The organism is Rhizobium sp. Nf11,1, from assembly GCF_050587665.1.
Lineage (GTDB): Bacteria > Pseudomonadota > Alphaproteobacteria > Rhizobiales > Rhizobiaceae > Rhizobium.
Genome location: NZ_JBOBHU010000001.1, coordinates 495,247 through 509,282, shown reverse-complemented (window position 1 = coordinate 509,282; position 14,036 = coordinate 495,247). Strand labels below are relative to the sequence as shown.

17 protein-coding genes are annotated in these 14,036 nt (G+C 61.2%); 2 read left to right on the top strand and 15 right to left on the bottom strand.

The annotated features are described in order from the left end of the window. Positions 1 to 243: 243 nt before the first annotated feature. The 5 genes from rnhA to ACQ7C1_RS02450 form a co-directional block, all read right to left on the bottom strand. Positions 244 to 699 carry a ribonuclease HI gene (gene rnhA / locus ACQ7C1_RS02470; RefSeq protein WP_430957171.1) on the bottom strand — a complete coding sequence of 152 codons (456 nt, stop codon included), beginning with the start codon at positions 697 to 699 and terminating at the stop codon, positions 244 to 246. Next, positions 696 to 1,661: a homoserine kinase gene (locus ACQ7C1_RS02465; RefSeq protein WP_430957170.1), complete on the bottom strand. Its 966-nt coding sequence runs from the start codon at positions 1,659 to 1,661 to the stop codon at positions 696 to 698. Before ACQ7C1_RS02465 ends, rnhA begins: the two co-directional genes overlap by 4 nt. A 55-nt stretch (positions 1,662 to 1,716) precedes the next feature. Beyond that, positions 1,717 to 2,718, bottom strand: a complete 1,002-nt coding sequence (gene ispH, locus ACQ7C1_RS02460; protein WP_097597698.1) for a 4-hydroxy-3-methylbut-2-enyl diphosphate reductase — start codon at positions 2,716 to 2,718, stop codon at positions 1,717 to 1,719. Positions 2,719 to 2,794: 76 nt separating this feature from the next. After that, a complete protein-coding gene (locus ACQ7C1_RS02455) occupies positions 2,795 to 3,550 on the bottom strand; it encodes an SURF1 family protein (protein ID WP_430957169.1) in 756 nt (251 codons plus the stop codon). Continuing rightward, a complete protein-coding gene (locus ACQ7C1_RS02450) occupies positions 3,543 to 3,923 on the bottom strand; it encodes a DUF983 domain-containing protein (RefSeq protein ID WP_085777212.1) in 381 nt (126 codons plus the stop codon). The genes ACQ7C1_RS02455 and ACQ7C1_RS02450 overlap by 8 nt, the downstream gene beginning before the upstream one ends. 236 nt (positions 3,924 to 4,159) lie before the next feature. On the opposite strand from ACQ7C1_RS02450, the gene ACQ7C1_RS02445 reads away from it, so the two are divergent. Next, the gene (locus ACQ7C1_RS02445; RefSeq protein WP_430957168.1) at positions 4,160 to 4,801 is read left to right on the top strand and encodes a chloramphenicol phosphotransferase CPT family protein; all 642 of its coding nucleotides are present in this window, start codon (positions 4,160 to 4,162) and stop codon (positions 4,799 to 4,801) included. Between the two features lie 445 nt (positions 4,802 to 5,246). Here ACQ7C1_RS02445 and plsY read toward each other — a convergent pair whose 3' ends face one another. The 8 genes from plsY to coxB form a co-directional block, all read right to left on the bottom strand. Further along, a complete protein-coding gene (plsY, locus tag ACQ7C1_RS02440) occupies positions 5,247 to 5,918 on the bottom strand; it encodes a glycerol-3-phosphate 1-O-acyltransferase PlsY (RefSeq protein ID WP_430957167.1) in 672 nt (223 codons plus the stop codon). Positions 5,919 to 5,950: 32 nt separating this feature from the next. Beyond that, on the bottom strand, positions 5,951 to 6,430 hold the full coding sequence (locus ACQ7C1_RS02435) for an HIT family protein (protein WP_430957166.1): 480 nt from the start codon (positions 6,428 to 6,430) through the stop codon (positions 5,951 to 5,953). 388 nt (positions 6,431 to 6,818) lie between these two features. Next, entirely contained in the window at positions 6,819 to 7,697 is an 879-nt protein-coding gene (locus tag ACQ7C1_RS02430; RefSeq protein WP_085777208.1) for a cytochrome c oxidase subunit 3, read from the bottom strand. A 60-nt stretch (positions 7,698 to 7,757) separates the two neighbouring features. Further along, entirely contained in the window at positions 7,758 to 8,366 is a 609-nt protein-coding gene (locus ACQ7C1_RS02425; RefSeq protein ID WP_430957165.1) for a cytochrome c oxidase assembly protein, read from the bottom strand. Beyond that, positions 8,363 to 8,503, bottom strand: a complete 141-nt coding sequence (locus ACQ7C1_RS02420) for a hypothetical protein (protein ID WP_430957164.1) — start codon at positions 8,501 to 8,503, stop codon at positions 8,363 to 8,365. The genes ACQ7C1_RS02425 and ACQ7C1_RS02420 overlap by 4 nt, the downstream gene beginning before the upstream one ends. Then, entirely contained in the window at positions 8,503 to 9,453 is a 951-nt protein-coding gene (locus ACQ7C1_RS02415) for a heme o synthase (RefSeq protein WP_430957249.1), read from the bottom strand. Before ACQ7C1_RS02415 ends, ACQ7C1_RS02420 begins: the two co-directional genes overlap by 1 nt. 67 nt (positions 9,454 to 9,520) lie before the next feature. Then, positions 9,521 to 11,221, bottom strand: coding sequence for a cytochrome c oxidase subunit I (ctaD, locus tag ACQ7C1_RS02410; protein WP_430957163.1), 1,701 nt, complete (start codon positions 11,219 to 11,221; stop codon positions 9,521 to 9,523). 18 nt (positions 11,222 to 11,239) lie between these two features. Continuing rightward, positions 11,240 to 12,124, bottom strand: a complete 885-nt coding sequence (gene coxB / locus ACQ7C1_RS02405) for a cytochrome c oxidase subunit II (protein ID WP_430957248.1) — start codon at positions 12,122 to 12,124, stop codon at positions 11,240 to 11,242. A 315-nt stretch (positions 12,125 to 12,439) separates the two neighbouring features. Here coxB and ACQ7C1_RS02400 point away from each other — a divergent pair, with 315 nt between their 5' ends. Next, a complete protein-coding gene (locus tag ACQ7C1_RS02400; RefSeq protein ID WP_183705248.1) occupies positions 12,440 to 13,111 on the top strand; it encodes an invasion associated locus B family protein in 672 nt (223 codons plus the stop codon). 231 nt (positions 13,112 to 13,342) lie between these two features. Here ACQ7C1_RS02400 and ACQ7C1_RS02395 read toward each other — a convergent pair whose 3' ends face one another. Further along, positions 13,343 to 13,726, bottom strand: a complete 384-nt coding sequence (locus ACQ7C1_RS02395; RefSeq protein WP_430957162.1) for a hypothetical protein — start codon at positions 13,724 to 13,726, stop codon at positions 13,343 to 13,345. Then, the gene (locus ACQ7C1_RS02390) at positions 13,723 to 13,884 is read right to left on the bottom strand and encodes a hypothetical protein (protein WP_430957161.1); all 162 of its coding nucleotides are present in this window, start codon (positions 13,882 to 13,884) and stop codon (positions 13,723 to 13,725) included. Before ACQ7C1_RS02390 ends, ACQ7C1_RS02395 begins: the two co-directional genes overlap by 4 nt. Positions 13,885 to 14,036 lie beyond the last annotated feature (152 nt).

Here is a 14,036-nt window from a genome sequence, read left to right as displayed (position 1 = left end):
CGAGACAGATATGTGGAGAGTTTCAGGCGTGACAATGTTCTTGTCGATGAAGCCGCCTGGGGTCGCGATTGGCTGCGACGTCACCACACATTCCGTCATCCTCGGCCTTGAGCCGAGGATCCATGCCCTAGCTGGTGGGTGTCGCCTGGATGCTCGGGTCGAGCCCGAGCATGACGGAGATTGGGTTGAGCCGACGGGCGCATTCAAGCCGCGAGCGAGATTGAGACGGCAAACCGCGCACCCTTAAGACGAAACCGCCTTGCCCTTCTTGAAAGGCTCCATGCCCTTGCGGGCGAGTTCGTCGGCGCGTTCGTTTTCGGGGTGACCGGCGTGGCCCTTGACCCAGTGCAGCGTCACCTTGTGGCGGTTGCGGGCCTCTTCAAGCGCCTGCCAGAGTTCGGCATTCTTCACCGGCTTCTTGTCCGATGTCTTCCAGCCGTTTTTCTTCCAGCCGAAGATCCACTTGGAGATGCCGTCCTTGACATAGGCGCTGTCGGTATAGAGGTCGACTTCGCAAGGGCTCTTCAGGGCCTGCAGCGCCGAGATCGCCGCCATTAGTTCCATGCGATTGTTGGTCGTCTCCGCCTCGCCGCCGCAAAGCTCCTTTTCCACCTCGCCGTAGCGCAGCACCGCGCCCCAGCCGCCGGGACCGGGATTGCCGGAGCATGCGCCGTCGGTGAAGATATCGACATGTTTCATAGGCTCAACCCGTATTCGGCGGCCGAACCGATCTGGCGGTGGAAGCGCAGCTTGCGCAGATATTCGAGCGGATCTTTTTTGGTGACCATGGCGCCTTCCGGCGTCATCAGCCAGTCATAGAGCCGCGTCAGGAAGAAGCGCAGCGCCGAGCCGCGCGCGAGCACCGGCAGGGCGGCGATTTCTTCACCGCTCAACGGCCTGACGCTCTGGTAACCCTCGAGCATCGCCATGCCTTTGGTGATGTTGTAGGCGCCGTCTTTCTCGAAGCACCAGGCATTCAGGCAGATCGAGACGTCATAGGCGAGCAGGTCGTTGCAGGCGAAATAGAAATCGATCAGGCCGGAGAGCTCATCACCCAAAAAGAAGACGTTGTCGGGGAAGAGGTCGGCATGGATGACGCCGGTCGGCAGGTTCTTCGGCCAGACGGAGGCGAGAAAATCGAGCTCGTTGCGGATCTCGCCCTGCAGGCCGGGCTCGACCTCATCGGCACGCGCCTCGGATTTCTCCCAGAGCCCCCGCCAGCCGTCGATCGACAGCGCGTTGGGGCGCTTCAGATCGAAGCCCTCGCCCGCCACATGCATCTCGGCCAGCGCCTTGCCGACCTCGCGGCAATGCTTCGCCTCCGGCTTCCTCAGCCACATCCCTTCGAGGAAGGAAATCAGCGCGGCCGGGCGGCCGGAGAGCGAACCGAGCAGCGCGCCGTCGCGGCGCGGCAGCGGCAGCGGGCAGGAGAGGCCGCGGGCCGAAAGATGCTGCATCAAGCCGAGGAAGAATGGCAGGTCGCGCTTTTCCACGCGCTTCTCATAAAGCGTCAGGATCAGCGGGGCCTTGGAAGTATGCAGCAGGAAATTGGAGTTTTCCACGCCTTCGGCAATGCCCTTATAGGAGAGCAGCGTGCCTGCATCATATTCCGTCAGGAACCATTTCAGATCGTCTTCGGCGATATCGGTGTAGACTGCCAAGTGAGGTCTCGTCTCTGTATTGTGGATGGTAGATGACCGGGACGCGGGTGGCGGCCTAGCCGTTGACGAAGGCCATGTCGGCCGCCGTCAGCTCGATGCTGCGCAATTCGCGGTTGACCAGGAAGTTTTCGGTTTCCTGCACCGTCTCTGCCAGCTCGACGCGGGCATCGAAGCGGGCGCGGAAGGCTTCGATGATCTCGTTGACGATCACCTCAGGCGCCGAGGCGCCGGCGGAAAGGCCGAGCGTCGAAATCGCGCCGATTTCCTCCCAGTCGAGCTCGGCGGCGCGCTGCACCAGGATCGATTTCTTCGCCCCTGCCCTCAGCGCCACTTCGACGAGGCGCTTGGAATTGGACGAATTCGGCGCACCGACGATGATGAAGAGATCGCAGCCGGGGGCTGCCTGCTTCACCACTTCCTGGCGGTTGGTCGTGGCGTAACAGATCGAGTCCGCCGCCGGCGCAGTCAAATTCGGGAAGCGCTCCTGCAGGCGGGCAATGACGCCGGCCGTATCATCGACCGACAGCGTCGTCTGGGTGACATAGCCGAGGTTGTCGGGATCGGCGGGGGCGTAGGCGTCGGCATCCTCGATGGTCTCGATCAGCGAAACCGCGCCTTCCGGCAACTGCCCCATCGTGCCGATCACTTCGGGGTGGCCGGCGTGGCCGATGAGGACGACATGGCGGCCAAGGCGATTGTGGCGCATCGCCTGCTTGTGGACCTTGGAAACCAGCGGACAGGTGGCGTCGAGATAGAAGAGATTGCGGCTCACCGCATCCTCCGGCACCGATTTCGGCACGCCATGGGCGGAGAAGACCACCGGCTGGGCGCGATGCTCGGCCGGGATCTCGTCCAGTTCCTCGACGAAGACGGCGCCCTTTGCCTCCAGTCCCTCGACGACATAACGATTGTGGACGATCTCGTGGCGTACATAGACCGGCGCGCCATAGGATTTCAGCGCCAGCACGACGATCTGGATGGCGCGGTCGACTCCGGCGCAAAAGCCGCGCGGGCCGCAGAGCCTGATCGTCAAGGGAGGTTTCGCCGCAATATTCATGTCCGTTCCGTCAAAATTCCGTCCAGCGTGGGAGTAAGGGACCTCTAGCCCAATATGGCCGGGAATTGAAGCGATACTATTGCCGAGGCGCCTTGCCGGGTTTTCGGAACCAGGAGATCGCCACCACGGCGACGAGCACGGCGGCAAGTCCGTACCAGGTCAGGGCATATTGCAGATGATCGTTCGGCAGATCGACCTGGGTGACGCCGCCGATCGGCAGGCCGGCCGGGTTGGGCGTGGAATCGGCATCGACGAAGAACGGGATGACGCGCGCCTTCTCCAGACCGACGCTCTCGGCCATGACGTCGAGATCCTTCCAGTAGAAGATGTTCTTGCCGACGTCGTTGTCAGGCACCAGCCAGGAGGGCTTGCCGGCAAGTTTGGCGCGCGCCAGGCCCGTGACCGTCTGCTGATCCGTCAGCTGGCCCTGCACGCGCATTTCGGGCTCCTTGTTCTCATAGGGAACGAAGCCGCGGTTGACGAAGACGATGCGCCCGTCGGCAAGCTCGAGCGGGGTATAGACGTAAAAGCCCGTCTGGCCGCGCCAAGTGGCGAAGAAGTGCCGTTCCTTGTTGTTGATATAGCGGCCGGTGGCAGTGACCTTGCGGTATTCGATATCGCCGCCGGAGGCCGCCAGTGCCTCGATGTCGGCGAGCGGCACCGGCGCGGCAGCCTGGCGCGCGGCGATATCGGCGAGCAGGCCTTGCTTCCAGTGGAGGCGCTGAAGCTGCCAGGTGCCGAGCGACAGCAGGATGGCAAGCGCAATCAGCACCAGAATGCCGGTTATCACAGGCGGCCGGCGGCGCGGCGCGGCGCGATCGATGTCAGTCACTCAGACGTCCTTCGCGGGCATTGTGGCGGTACTGCATGGCGATGAGGATGCCCTTGAACCAGCGCAGCGTCAGAAGCGACAGGATGATCGTCAGCGGCCCGAAGATGAGGATATGCACCCAGATCGGCGGCCCGTAATTGACCTGCAGCCACAGAACCATGCCGATGATGATGAAGCCGACGATCAGGATGACGAAGACGGCGGGACCGTCACCGGAATCGGCGAAGGAATAGTCGAGGCCGCAGGAGGCGCAGCGCGGCTGCAGGCCCAGCAGGCCATTGAAAAGTTTGCCATGGCCGCAGCGAGGGCAGCAGCCTTTGATACCGGTTTTTACCGGATCGAGAGGGGGAAATTGCGCGCTGTCGTCGCTCATGCTGCTCCTCTGTACGGCCACTTGCGGCCGCGGCATTTTCGATGCTGCCTTAACTCTCCCATAAAGTATTCGCATCCCGAATGGAAATGCCTGCGCGGTTTCGCCGCTGCATAATTCCTCCGATCGGAATCGATGTGAGGAATGACTCAGCAATTCAAGGCGTTACGGCGTCCTTTGCGTGTCTGAGAAGACACGCGGCGCTGTAATGATTCGCGCCAAACAGAAGAAGAAGACTGATGACCAATGACAGCCATGCCGGACAGATCATCATCCTGAACGGGGCGCCGAGAAGCGGCAAATCCAGCATTGCGCGCGCGATTCAGGACGAATTCGAAGGGCCGTGGATCAACCTCGGCGTCGACGCCTATAACGACATGACGCCGAAGCGCTACCTGCCCGGCATTGGCCTGAGGCCCGGCGGCGAGCGCCCGGATCTCGAGGAACTCGTGCCGTTCCTCTACGCAGCCCTTTACGAATCGATCGCCATTCATGCCGGCCTGGGGCTCAATGTGGTGGCCGATCTCGGCCATCACGACAGCTACTCGCAGCCGCTCGGCATTCTCGCCGATTGCGCCCGGCGGCTGGAGGGATTTGCCGTGCTGTTCGTCGGCGTCCGCTGTCCGATCGAGACGGTCATGGAGCGGCGCGAGATCAAGCAAGAGGGGCGCGAGACGCTTTATCTCAAAGCCTCCGCAGACGTGTCGGTCCCCGAACCGGTGCAGCGCTGGCAGGACGAAGTTCACCGCCCCGGCATCTACGACATCGAGGTCGACACCTCGGTGCTGACCGCACTCGAATGCGCCGAAGCGATCCGCCACCAGCTCGACCTCGGCATACCCGCCCCTTCGGCCTTCGAACGGATCGCCGGCGGACGGTGAGGCGATAAAGAGCAGGCACGAGTCTCGCCTCAGGTCCATGCAAAGGCGGAGGCATGCCGCAGCCTATCGACTCCCCCTTCTCCCCAGCGGGGGAGAAGGTGCCCGTAGGGCGGATGAGGGGGCCGCAGGAACAGGTCCTTCCAAACGCGCTATGCGGGGATTCGACCGCGCCAGCATTGTCTCGACTATGTTAGCATGGTGGGATAGGCGATCACGGGCGGAGTGCCGGGCAGCCCCATCCGCCTGCCGGCACCTTTCCCGCTGGCGAGAAGATATTTGCCGCGACCTCTCCACTCCATCGCTCCAATCAGTCGGTTGTGACCAGAGGACGCGCCCATACGGCGTCGATGCCGTGCCAGTACCAGGCTCACGCCTCGAAGTCGAAACGCTGCTTCGGTGTGGAGTCGCCGCGCACGGACGCATCGGGCGACGGACCCAGCTCTCTCTAACTTTGTGATGCGCTCCCTTGCCCCAGGCGCGGCTCCATCCCTGACAGCAGCCGCTGAATGTTGGCGCGATGACGTATGATCACATAAGCACCGCCTGAAATCACCAGCAGCCGATAGGGTAAGGGCTGCTCCAGGCTGCAGATAAGAACGATTGCAGTCAAAGCCGCCAGCATCGACCCGAGGGAAACGATCCTGAAGATGGCGAGCACGAGGGCAAAAACCGCAAGGGCGCCAAGACCGACCGGCCAGGATATTGCGAGCAACAGGCCGAGCCCCGTAGCGACGGATTTGCCGCCTTTGAAATTCAGCCAGATCGAACGGCTGTGACCGAGCAATGTGGCAAGTCCGGCCAGGCAAACGGCCCAGGGCAGCCACGCGTGCAGCTCAAGCGTTGCCGGCAGGATGTCCTGCGGCAATGTATGCAGCCAGGGATAAAACCAGCCGGCAAAGAGGATCGCCCCTGCGCCTTTCAGCACATCCACCAGGAGTACCGCCAACGCAGGCCATTTCCCCAAAGTTCGCAAAACGTTCGTTGCGCCGGTGGATCCGGAGCCATGGTCGCGAATATCGATGCGTCTAAGCAGTTTCCCGGCAAGATAGCCCGTGGGCGTGGAACCGATGAGGTAGCCGATCGCCAATCCAAACAAACTCGCTGCCCAAAAAACCATGGAGCCTCCTCGACGCTCGACCTATCGGCGTATCATCGCATCGCCCTTCGCAATAGTTCAATGGTCTCCGGGACGGACCGGCCTTGAACCGGCGGCGGCTCTGCTCGCTCGCAGAATTCGCGCCAGACGAACAGGGTCAGTTCCGCGCCGTCCGTCGGGGTTTCTCCCGGGCCCTCTGCGAAATTCTGAAGGACGCGATACCGGCTGTCTTTCCAGAACAGTTCCTCCACCCAATCATAGATGGGGATTACGTGGAAATGGATCGGATAGCCGGGAGAATGTCCATACCGGCCGATATAGACGCGTCCAGCATTCAATTCCCGTTTCAGCGCATTCTGAGCTCTCGCCAGGAGTGGCCCGAGTTCGCCTAATGCAGCCTGAGGCAATTCGGACAGATCGTTCGTGTCCGTCTTGGAACTGATCATGAGATAGCCGGGAAGAGCGGAATTGATCCGGTGGTTCACCAGCCACCCGTCCGTCTCGGCAATATGGAAGCGATCGGGGATCTGCAATTGCCATTCCTTCTAGTTCCGGGCTGCAAAAATGCGCGAATATGGCTAAGCACTGCTCGCATCTTGCACCCTGCGGTCTTGCCTCTTGCCAAGCCGGCCCCTCAACCTCCGTCATGCTTGGCCCTGAGCCGAACATCATACGCCGCACTCGCCTGGATGCTCGGGTCAAGCCCGAGCATGACGGAGTATGGGGAAGCTCGCGTGGCAAACGCGCCAAACTGCTCTGCATTTTAGCGCCATGCGCTCCAGCGGACGCTCTTGTCGTCCTCGCCCGGCGACCCATTCATCCTCGGATTTGATGAAAATGCCAGACGATGACGGCGCTCTGCGAAACTGCCAACAAAAAAGGCGGGCACCGAGCCCGCCTTTTGCATTTATTCCGTCCCGATCAGCCTGCGGCCACCGGAGCGCCCCAGCCGCCCCAGACGTAGATGCAGAAGAACAGGAACAGCCAGACGACGTCGACGAAGTGCCAGTACCAGGCGGCTGCCTCGAAGCCGAAATGCTGCTTCGGGGTGAAGTCGCCGCGCAGCGCGCGCAGCAGGCAAACCAGCAGGAAGATCGTGCCGACGAGGACGTGGAAACCGTGGAAGCCGGTCGCCATGAAGAAGGTCGCGCCGTAGATCGAATTCTTGAAGTCGAACGGAGCGTGGGCATATTCGTAAGCCTGCACGCAGGAAAACAGGATGCCGAGCAGCACGGTCAGCGTCAGGCCCTGAACGAGGCCCTTGCGATCGTTGTGCAGCAGCGCATGGTGCGCCCAGGTGACCGTCGTGCCGGAGAGCAGCAGGATGACGGTGTTGTAGATCGGCAGGTGCCAGGGATCGAGGACTTCGATGCCCTTCGGCGGCCAGACGCCGCCGGTATAGGCCATGCGCGAGGCCTGGATCGCCTCATTCGGAAACAGGCTGGCGTCGAAATAGGCCCAGAACCAGGCGACGAAGAACATCACTTCCGAAGCGATGAACATGATCATGCCGTAACGCAGGTGCAGCGAGACGACGCGGGTGTGAGAGCCCTCATGGGCTTCCTTCACCGTATCGGCCCACCAGCCGTACATGACGTAGAGAACCAGCACGAGACCGATGTAGAAGAGCCAGGGATTGGCGAGTTCGGCGCCGGCGACCTTGAAGGAGCCGCCGTTCAGGTAACGCATGTAGCAGACACCACCGATCGCCATGATGAAGGCGCCGAGCGAGGCGAGAATCGGCCATGGGCTCGGATCGATGATGTGGTAGTCGTGGTTCTTCTGATGCGCATCGGCCATGTGGCTATCCCCGGATGTCTTCCTCACTTCGCTCCCGGCTTAGCCGGAAACGAGCCTTGATCAAAGTTTCTTTTCAATCTTTACCGCTCCACCCTCATTCGAAGCGACGGGCTTCGGACCCTCTTTCGGGTAGAACGTATATGACAGCGTCACCGTGTGGATATCCTTCGATTCCACCGCCTTGACGATTTCAGGGTCGATATAGAACACGACCGGCATTTCCAGCTTCTCGCCCGCCTTCAGGTCCGTTTCCGTAAAGCAGAAGCACTGAACCTTGTTGAAATAGGCGCCCGCCTCGCCCGGCGTGACGTTGAACACCGCCTGGCCGCGCTGAGTCTCGTTCGAGCGGTTCTCGGCGACGAAATTGACCTGGATGGTTTCGCCGATCTTCGGATTGACCTCGCGCTCGACCGGCTTGAAATTCCACTGCAGGCCGGGAGCGACATTGGCGTCGAAGGTCACACGCATCTTGCGGTCGAGCACGACACTCGACATCTGCTCGACGCGCTGCGTCGTGCCATTATAGCCGGTCACCTGGCAGAAGATGCGGTAGAGCGGCACGGCGGCATAGCTCATCGCGCCCATGCCGAAGACGAAGCTCAGGCACATCAACACGACGGCGCCGTTGTTACGGCCCTGCTTCCTGGGTGCGGCGGCCTTTTCGCTCATCCGGTCACTCCCCCGCCGATCTTGACGATCGTGATCGCATAGAACAGGACGACAAGGCCGGCCAGCACGAGCCCGAGGGCGATGTTGCGGTTGCGGCGCGACTTCATCTGTTTTTCGGTGAGCTTGACGAGATCCATCAGAACGAGCCTCCTGCTTGCGAGACCAGCATGGCGGCCAGCCGATCGATCATCAGCGCGGAAAAGACGGCGAAGAGATAGAAGATCGAGAAGGCGAATAGCTTCTTTGCCGGGATCATCTTCAGATCGCCGTCGGGCATGCGCCAGACGGCGATGGAACAGGTGATGAAGATCGAGCCGAGAGCGGCGGCAACCAGGCCGTAGCCGAAGCTTGCGAAACCGAGGACGGAGGGCAGCACCGCGCAGATGGCGGTCAGCACCGCATAGGCGACGATCTGATGCTTGGTCATCCGCTCGCCGGCGACGTTCGGCAGCATCGGCACGCCAACGGCCTCGTAATCGCGCATCTTGAAGAGGGCAAGCGCCCAGAAATGCGCCGGCGTCCACAGAAAGATGATCAGGAAGAGAACGGTGCTCTCGATCGTCACCGAATTCGTGACGCAGGCCCAGCCGATCATCGGCGGAAAGGCGCCGGCGGCACCTCCGATGACGATGTTCTGCGGCGTCGAGCGCTTCAGCCACATGGTGTAGATGACGGCGTAGAAAAAGATGGTGAAGGCGAGGATGCCGGCCGACAGCCAATTGACGGCAAGGCCGAGAATGACAACCGAAAAGCCCGACAACACCAGGCCGAAGGCGAGCGCTTCCGACGGGGCGACCCGGCCGGCCGGGATCGGACGTTTGGCCGTGCGGCTCATGACGGCGTCGATATCGGCGTCGTACCACATGTTCAGCGCGCCCGAGGCACCGGCGCCGACGGCGATGCAAAGGATCGCGATCAGGCCGAGGACAGGGTTGATGTGGCCCGGCGCCAGCACCAGGCCGGCAAAGGCGGTGAAGACCACGAGCGACATGACCCGTGGCTTCAAGAGCTCGAAATAATCGCGCGCGCTCGCTTCCGACATTTCGCCGTCCTCTGCAAGCGCCTCGTGATTGTCGATAACCGTCATCATTCCGTCCTGAATTTACTTATGCCGGACGCCGTATCGAAATGCGGCGTCCGGTTTTCCACGCGCCTTACTTGATGCGCGGCAGCTGTTCCCACTGGTGATAGGGCGGCGGCGAAGGCAGTTGCCATTCCAGCGTCGTCGCACCCTCGCCCCACGGATTTTCGCCGGCGAGGCGCTTCTTGGCGAAGGCTTCGAAGACCGACACGAGGAAGATCAGCACGCCGAAGGCCGAGATGTATGAGCCGATCGAGGAAACATAGTTCCAGCCGGCAAAAGCATCCGGATAATCGATGTAGCGGCGCGGCATGCCGGCGAGACCGAGGAAGTGCTGCGGGAAGAACACCAGGTTGACGCCGATGAACATGACCCAGAAATGCAGCTTGCCGAGGAACTCGTTGTACATGTAGCCGGTCATCTTCGGGAACCAGTAGTACCAGCCGGCAAAGATCGCGAAGACGGCGCCGAGCGACAGAACGTAGTGGAAGTGAGCCACGACGTAATAGGTGTCATGCAGCGAGCGGTCGAGACCGGCATTGGCAAGCTGGACGCCGGTGACGCCGCCGACCGTGAACAGGAAGATGAAGCCGATCGCCCAGATCATCGGGGTGCGGAACGAGATCGAGCCGCCCCACATCGTCGCGATCCAGGAGAAGATCTTCACGCCCGTCGGGACGGCGATGACCATCGTGGCGAAGACGAAATAGCGCTGCGCATCGAGCGACAGACCGACCGTATACATATGGTGGGCCCAGACGACGAAGCCGACGGCGCCGATCGCGACCATGGCGTAAGCCATACCGAGATAACCGAAGATCGGCTTCTTGGAGAAGGTCGAGATGATGTGGCTGATCATGCCGAAGCCCGGCAGGATGAGAATGTAGACCTCGGGATGACCGAAGAACCAGAACAGGTGCTGGTAGAGGATCGGGTCACCGCCGCCTTCCGGAGAGAAGAAGGAGGTGCCGAAGTTGCGGTCGGTCAGCAGCATGGTGATGCCGCCTGCCAGAACCGGCAGCGACAGCAAGAGCAGGAAGGCGGTGATCAGCACCGACCAGGCAAACAGCGGCATCTTGTGCAGCGTCATGCCGGGGGCGCGCATGTTGAGGATCGTTGTGATGAAGTTGATCGCGCCGAGGATCGACGAGGCGCCGGCGATATGCAGCGCGAAGATCGCCAGGTCGACCGCCGGTCCGGGCGTGCCGCTCGTCGCCAGCGGCGGATACATCGTCCAGCCGCCGCCGGTGCCGTAAGCGCCTGCCGGCCCTTCGACGAACATCGACAGCAAGAGCAGCGCGAAGGCCGGAACGATCAGCCAGAAGGAGATGTTGTTCAGGCGCGGGAAGGCCATGTCGGGGGCGCCGATCATGATCGGCACCATCCAGTTGGCAAAACCGCCGATCATCGCCGGCATGACCATGAAGAAGATCATGATCAGCGCGTGCGCCGTCGTGAACATGTTGAACATCTGCTTGGCGCCGTCGATCGCGGCATCGCCCTCATAGCCGTAGACCATCGAGGCCAGGCCGTGGAAGATCTGGATGCCCGGCTCCTGCAGCTCCATGCGCATGGCCACCGACAGCGCGCCGCCGATAATGCCGGCGATGATTGCGAAGATCAGGTAGAGCGTACCGATGTCCTTGTGGTTGGTCGAGAACAGCCAGCGATTGATAAAGCTCGGCTTGTGTCCGTGATCGTGGTGATCGTGATCATCATGCGCATGGTCGTGGTGGGCATGAGAATGATCGTCGTGAGCGGAAGGTCCAGCCATTGTCCCGATCCCCTTTAATTACTGTGCTTCGGCAACGTCGACGGTCTTCGCGGGACCATCGGTTGCGGCCATGAGTGTCTTGTAGGCGCCGGGCAGGTCGCTGGCGGCCGTGGTCAGCCACTGCTTGTACTTGTCCTCGGAGACGACGCGGATGGCGATCGGCATGAACGCATGGTCCTTGCCGCAAAGCTCGGAACACTGGCCATAGAACAGGCCTTCGCGCTCGGCCCTGAACCAGGTCTCGTTCAGGCGGCCCGGCACGGCGTCGATCTTGATGCCGAAGGACGGCATGGCGAAAGCGTGGATGACGTCGGTCGGTGCCGCGGTCACGAGAACGCGGACCGTCTTGTTGACCGGCAGCACCAGCTCGTTGTCGACGGCGAGCAGTCTCGGATAGACCGACTTGTCTTCCTTGCCGGCGGCGGCGCGATCCTGATCCTTCAAAAGGTAGGAATCGAAGGCGAGCGGGCTGTCGCCCGAACCCTCATATTCATAGTTCCACTGCCACTGGGTGGCGGTCGCCTTGATCGTCACGTCAGGATTTTCGGGCAGCGTCAGCTGCGCTGTCAGAAGGTTGAAGGAGGGAATGGCGAGGAAGAGCAGCACCAGGACCGGCCCCACGGTCCAGATGACCTCGACCAGCGTATTGTGGCTCGTCCTCGAAGGCACTGGATTGGCGCTGGCGCGGAACTTGAAGCAGACGACGATGAGCAGGATCAGGACGAAGAGCGTGATCGGAACGATAAACCACAGGGTATATTGTTCGAACCAATGAATTTCCCGCATGATCGGCGTCGCCGCCGGCTGCAGCGTCGCCTGCCACGGCGTCGGCTGGTCGGCATATGTGCCGGAAGCAAAAAGCAGACAGACCAGCGTGGTCAGGGCTGCATAAGCCTTCTTCATCACCTTATTATCTCCCTCGAGCGCTTGACCTGCTAAATCGAACGCAGAATCCTTGCCATGTTCAGCGCTTCAAACCACAGTTTGGCATTTGCCGCAACAGGCAGGAGCAATTGTCTATGCGGCATTTTTGCTTAAAGCACAGGCAGGCCGAACGGCAAAACATCCCAAGTTTTTCATCGGCATATGAAAAATGCCCTTTCCGGCCGATCCGCCCGCCGTACATTATATGACAAAGGTCCAATTTCTGCCGCAGTCCCCCGGTTTTCACGGGGTGGGGCTTTTCATTTCCGGTGGGCAGCTTCAACAATAGCCGCAATGATTCGATATCCAGAGGTTTCCATGGGTTTCCGTTCCCTCGCGCGGTCGCTTCTCGTGACTGCAAGCATCGCGGCCGCAGCGACGACGCCCGTCTTCGCGCAGCAACCCGCCCCTTCCCCGGCCACGCCCACCACCCCTGCACCGGCCACCCCTGCACCGGCCGCCCCTGCCCCGGCCCAGCAGCCCCCGGCTGCCAACCCGAATATCCAGGTGACGCCCGGCCAGACCCAGCCGCAGGCGCCGGGCACAGTGAAATCCAATCACGGCGCATGGTCTGTCGTCTGCGACAAGCCGGCCGGTGCGGCGACCGAACAATGCGCGCTGATGCAGAACGTCATCGCCGAGGACCGGCCGGAGGTCGGGCTTTCCGTCGTCGTCTTGAAGACGGCCGACCGCAAATCGAAGATCCTGCGCGTGCTGGCGCCGCTCGGCGTGCTCCTGCCGAACGGCCTCGGCCTCAATGTCGACGGCAAGGATATCGGCCGCGCCTACTTCGTCCGCTGCTTCGCCGACGGCTGTTATGCCGAAGTCGTGCTGGAGGACGAACTGCTCAAGACCTTCCGCAGCGGCGCCCAGGCCACCTTCATCGTCTTCCAGACCCCGGAAGAAGGCATCGGCATCCCCGTCGACCTCAAGGGCTTCGCCGAAGGTTTCGACGCGCTGCCGTGAGGCTGGCGGCCGTCTACCATGGGTCCGCCCCTCATCCGGCTGCCGCCACCTTCTCCCCGTAAACGGGGCGAAGGGACCATGCCGGGACCTCTCGGTTCCCACCTCACCCTCGCAGGGCAACTCCCCTCGCCCCGTTTACGGGGAGAGGGTTAGGGTGAGGGGCAGTCCTCGAGATCGATCGCCAGCCTTGCCTACGTGGATCATCTTCAGCTCGACTATGAGCCCGGAAACCTAATCATACTCGGAAAAGCTGCAAACATATTCGGAATGGTCGCCTGCATCGACGATATAGCCAGGCATCTCATCTGCACTACCGCTACGGGGACGGGTGGGGGAGTATATTTCCAGCCTTTTTCCGGTGCGCCTTTCGATCTCATCCCTGAGCGCCGCACCGGGCTTCGAGAACAGGATGTTATACGATGACGCTGTGAAGCATCCATCATTCGACTGTCCCGAAGCGGGGATTTCGAATATGGAATATTGATTTCCGAAGAACTCACCCGGCTTGTTTATCAATGGCGAAGCAATCCCTGCCCCGCCGTTGCATTCCTCTCGGACGATCACATCCCTGGCCGCGATATGCTTTTGAACTTGAGCCTTTTTATATTCCCTCACCACCAGCTTCGTTCGTCGAAATCGAAATAGATCATTCCGTCGACCGCGAGGCACTCCTCCGGATCGGGAAAGACCTTCTCAAGCCGGGTGTCGGCCGCTAGGCCAGTCACCGGAAAAAGAAGAGCGAGAACGACTCCACTCGCACCACGTCTCATCATTTCAAGCAAATTGGCCCCCCCAACTGATCATCTCAAAACAGCCGCGCCGCCACCCAGCGCGAAACGATAAAACGCTTACATCTCTTTCGAAGGCCATTCCATTTCCAAGATCGCTCTGCCCAACAAAGAATAATTCGAAGACAGGGCTTCAC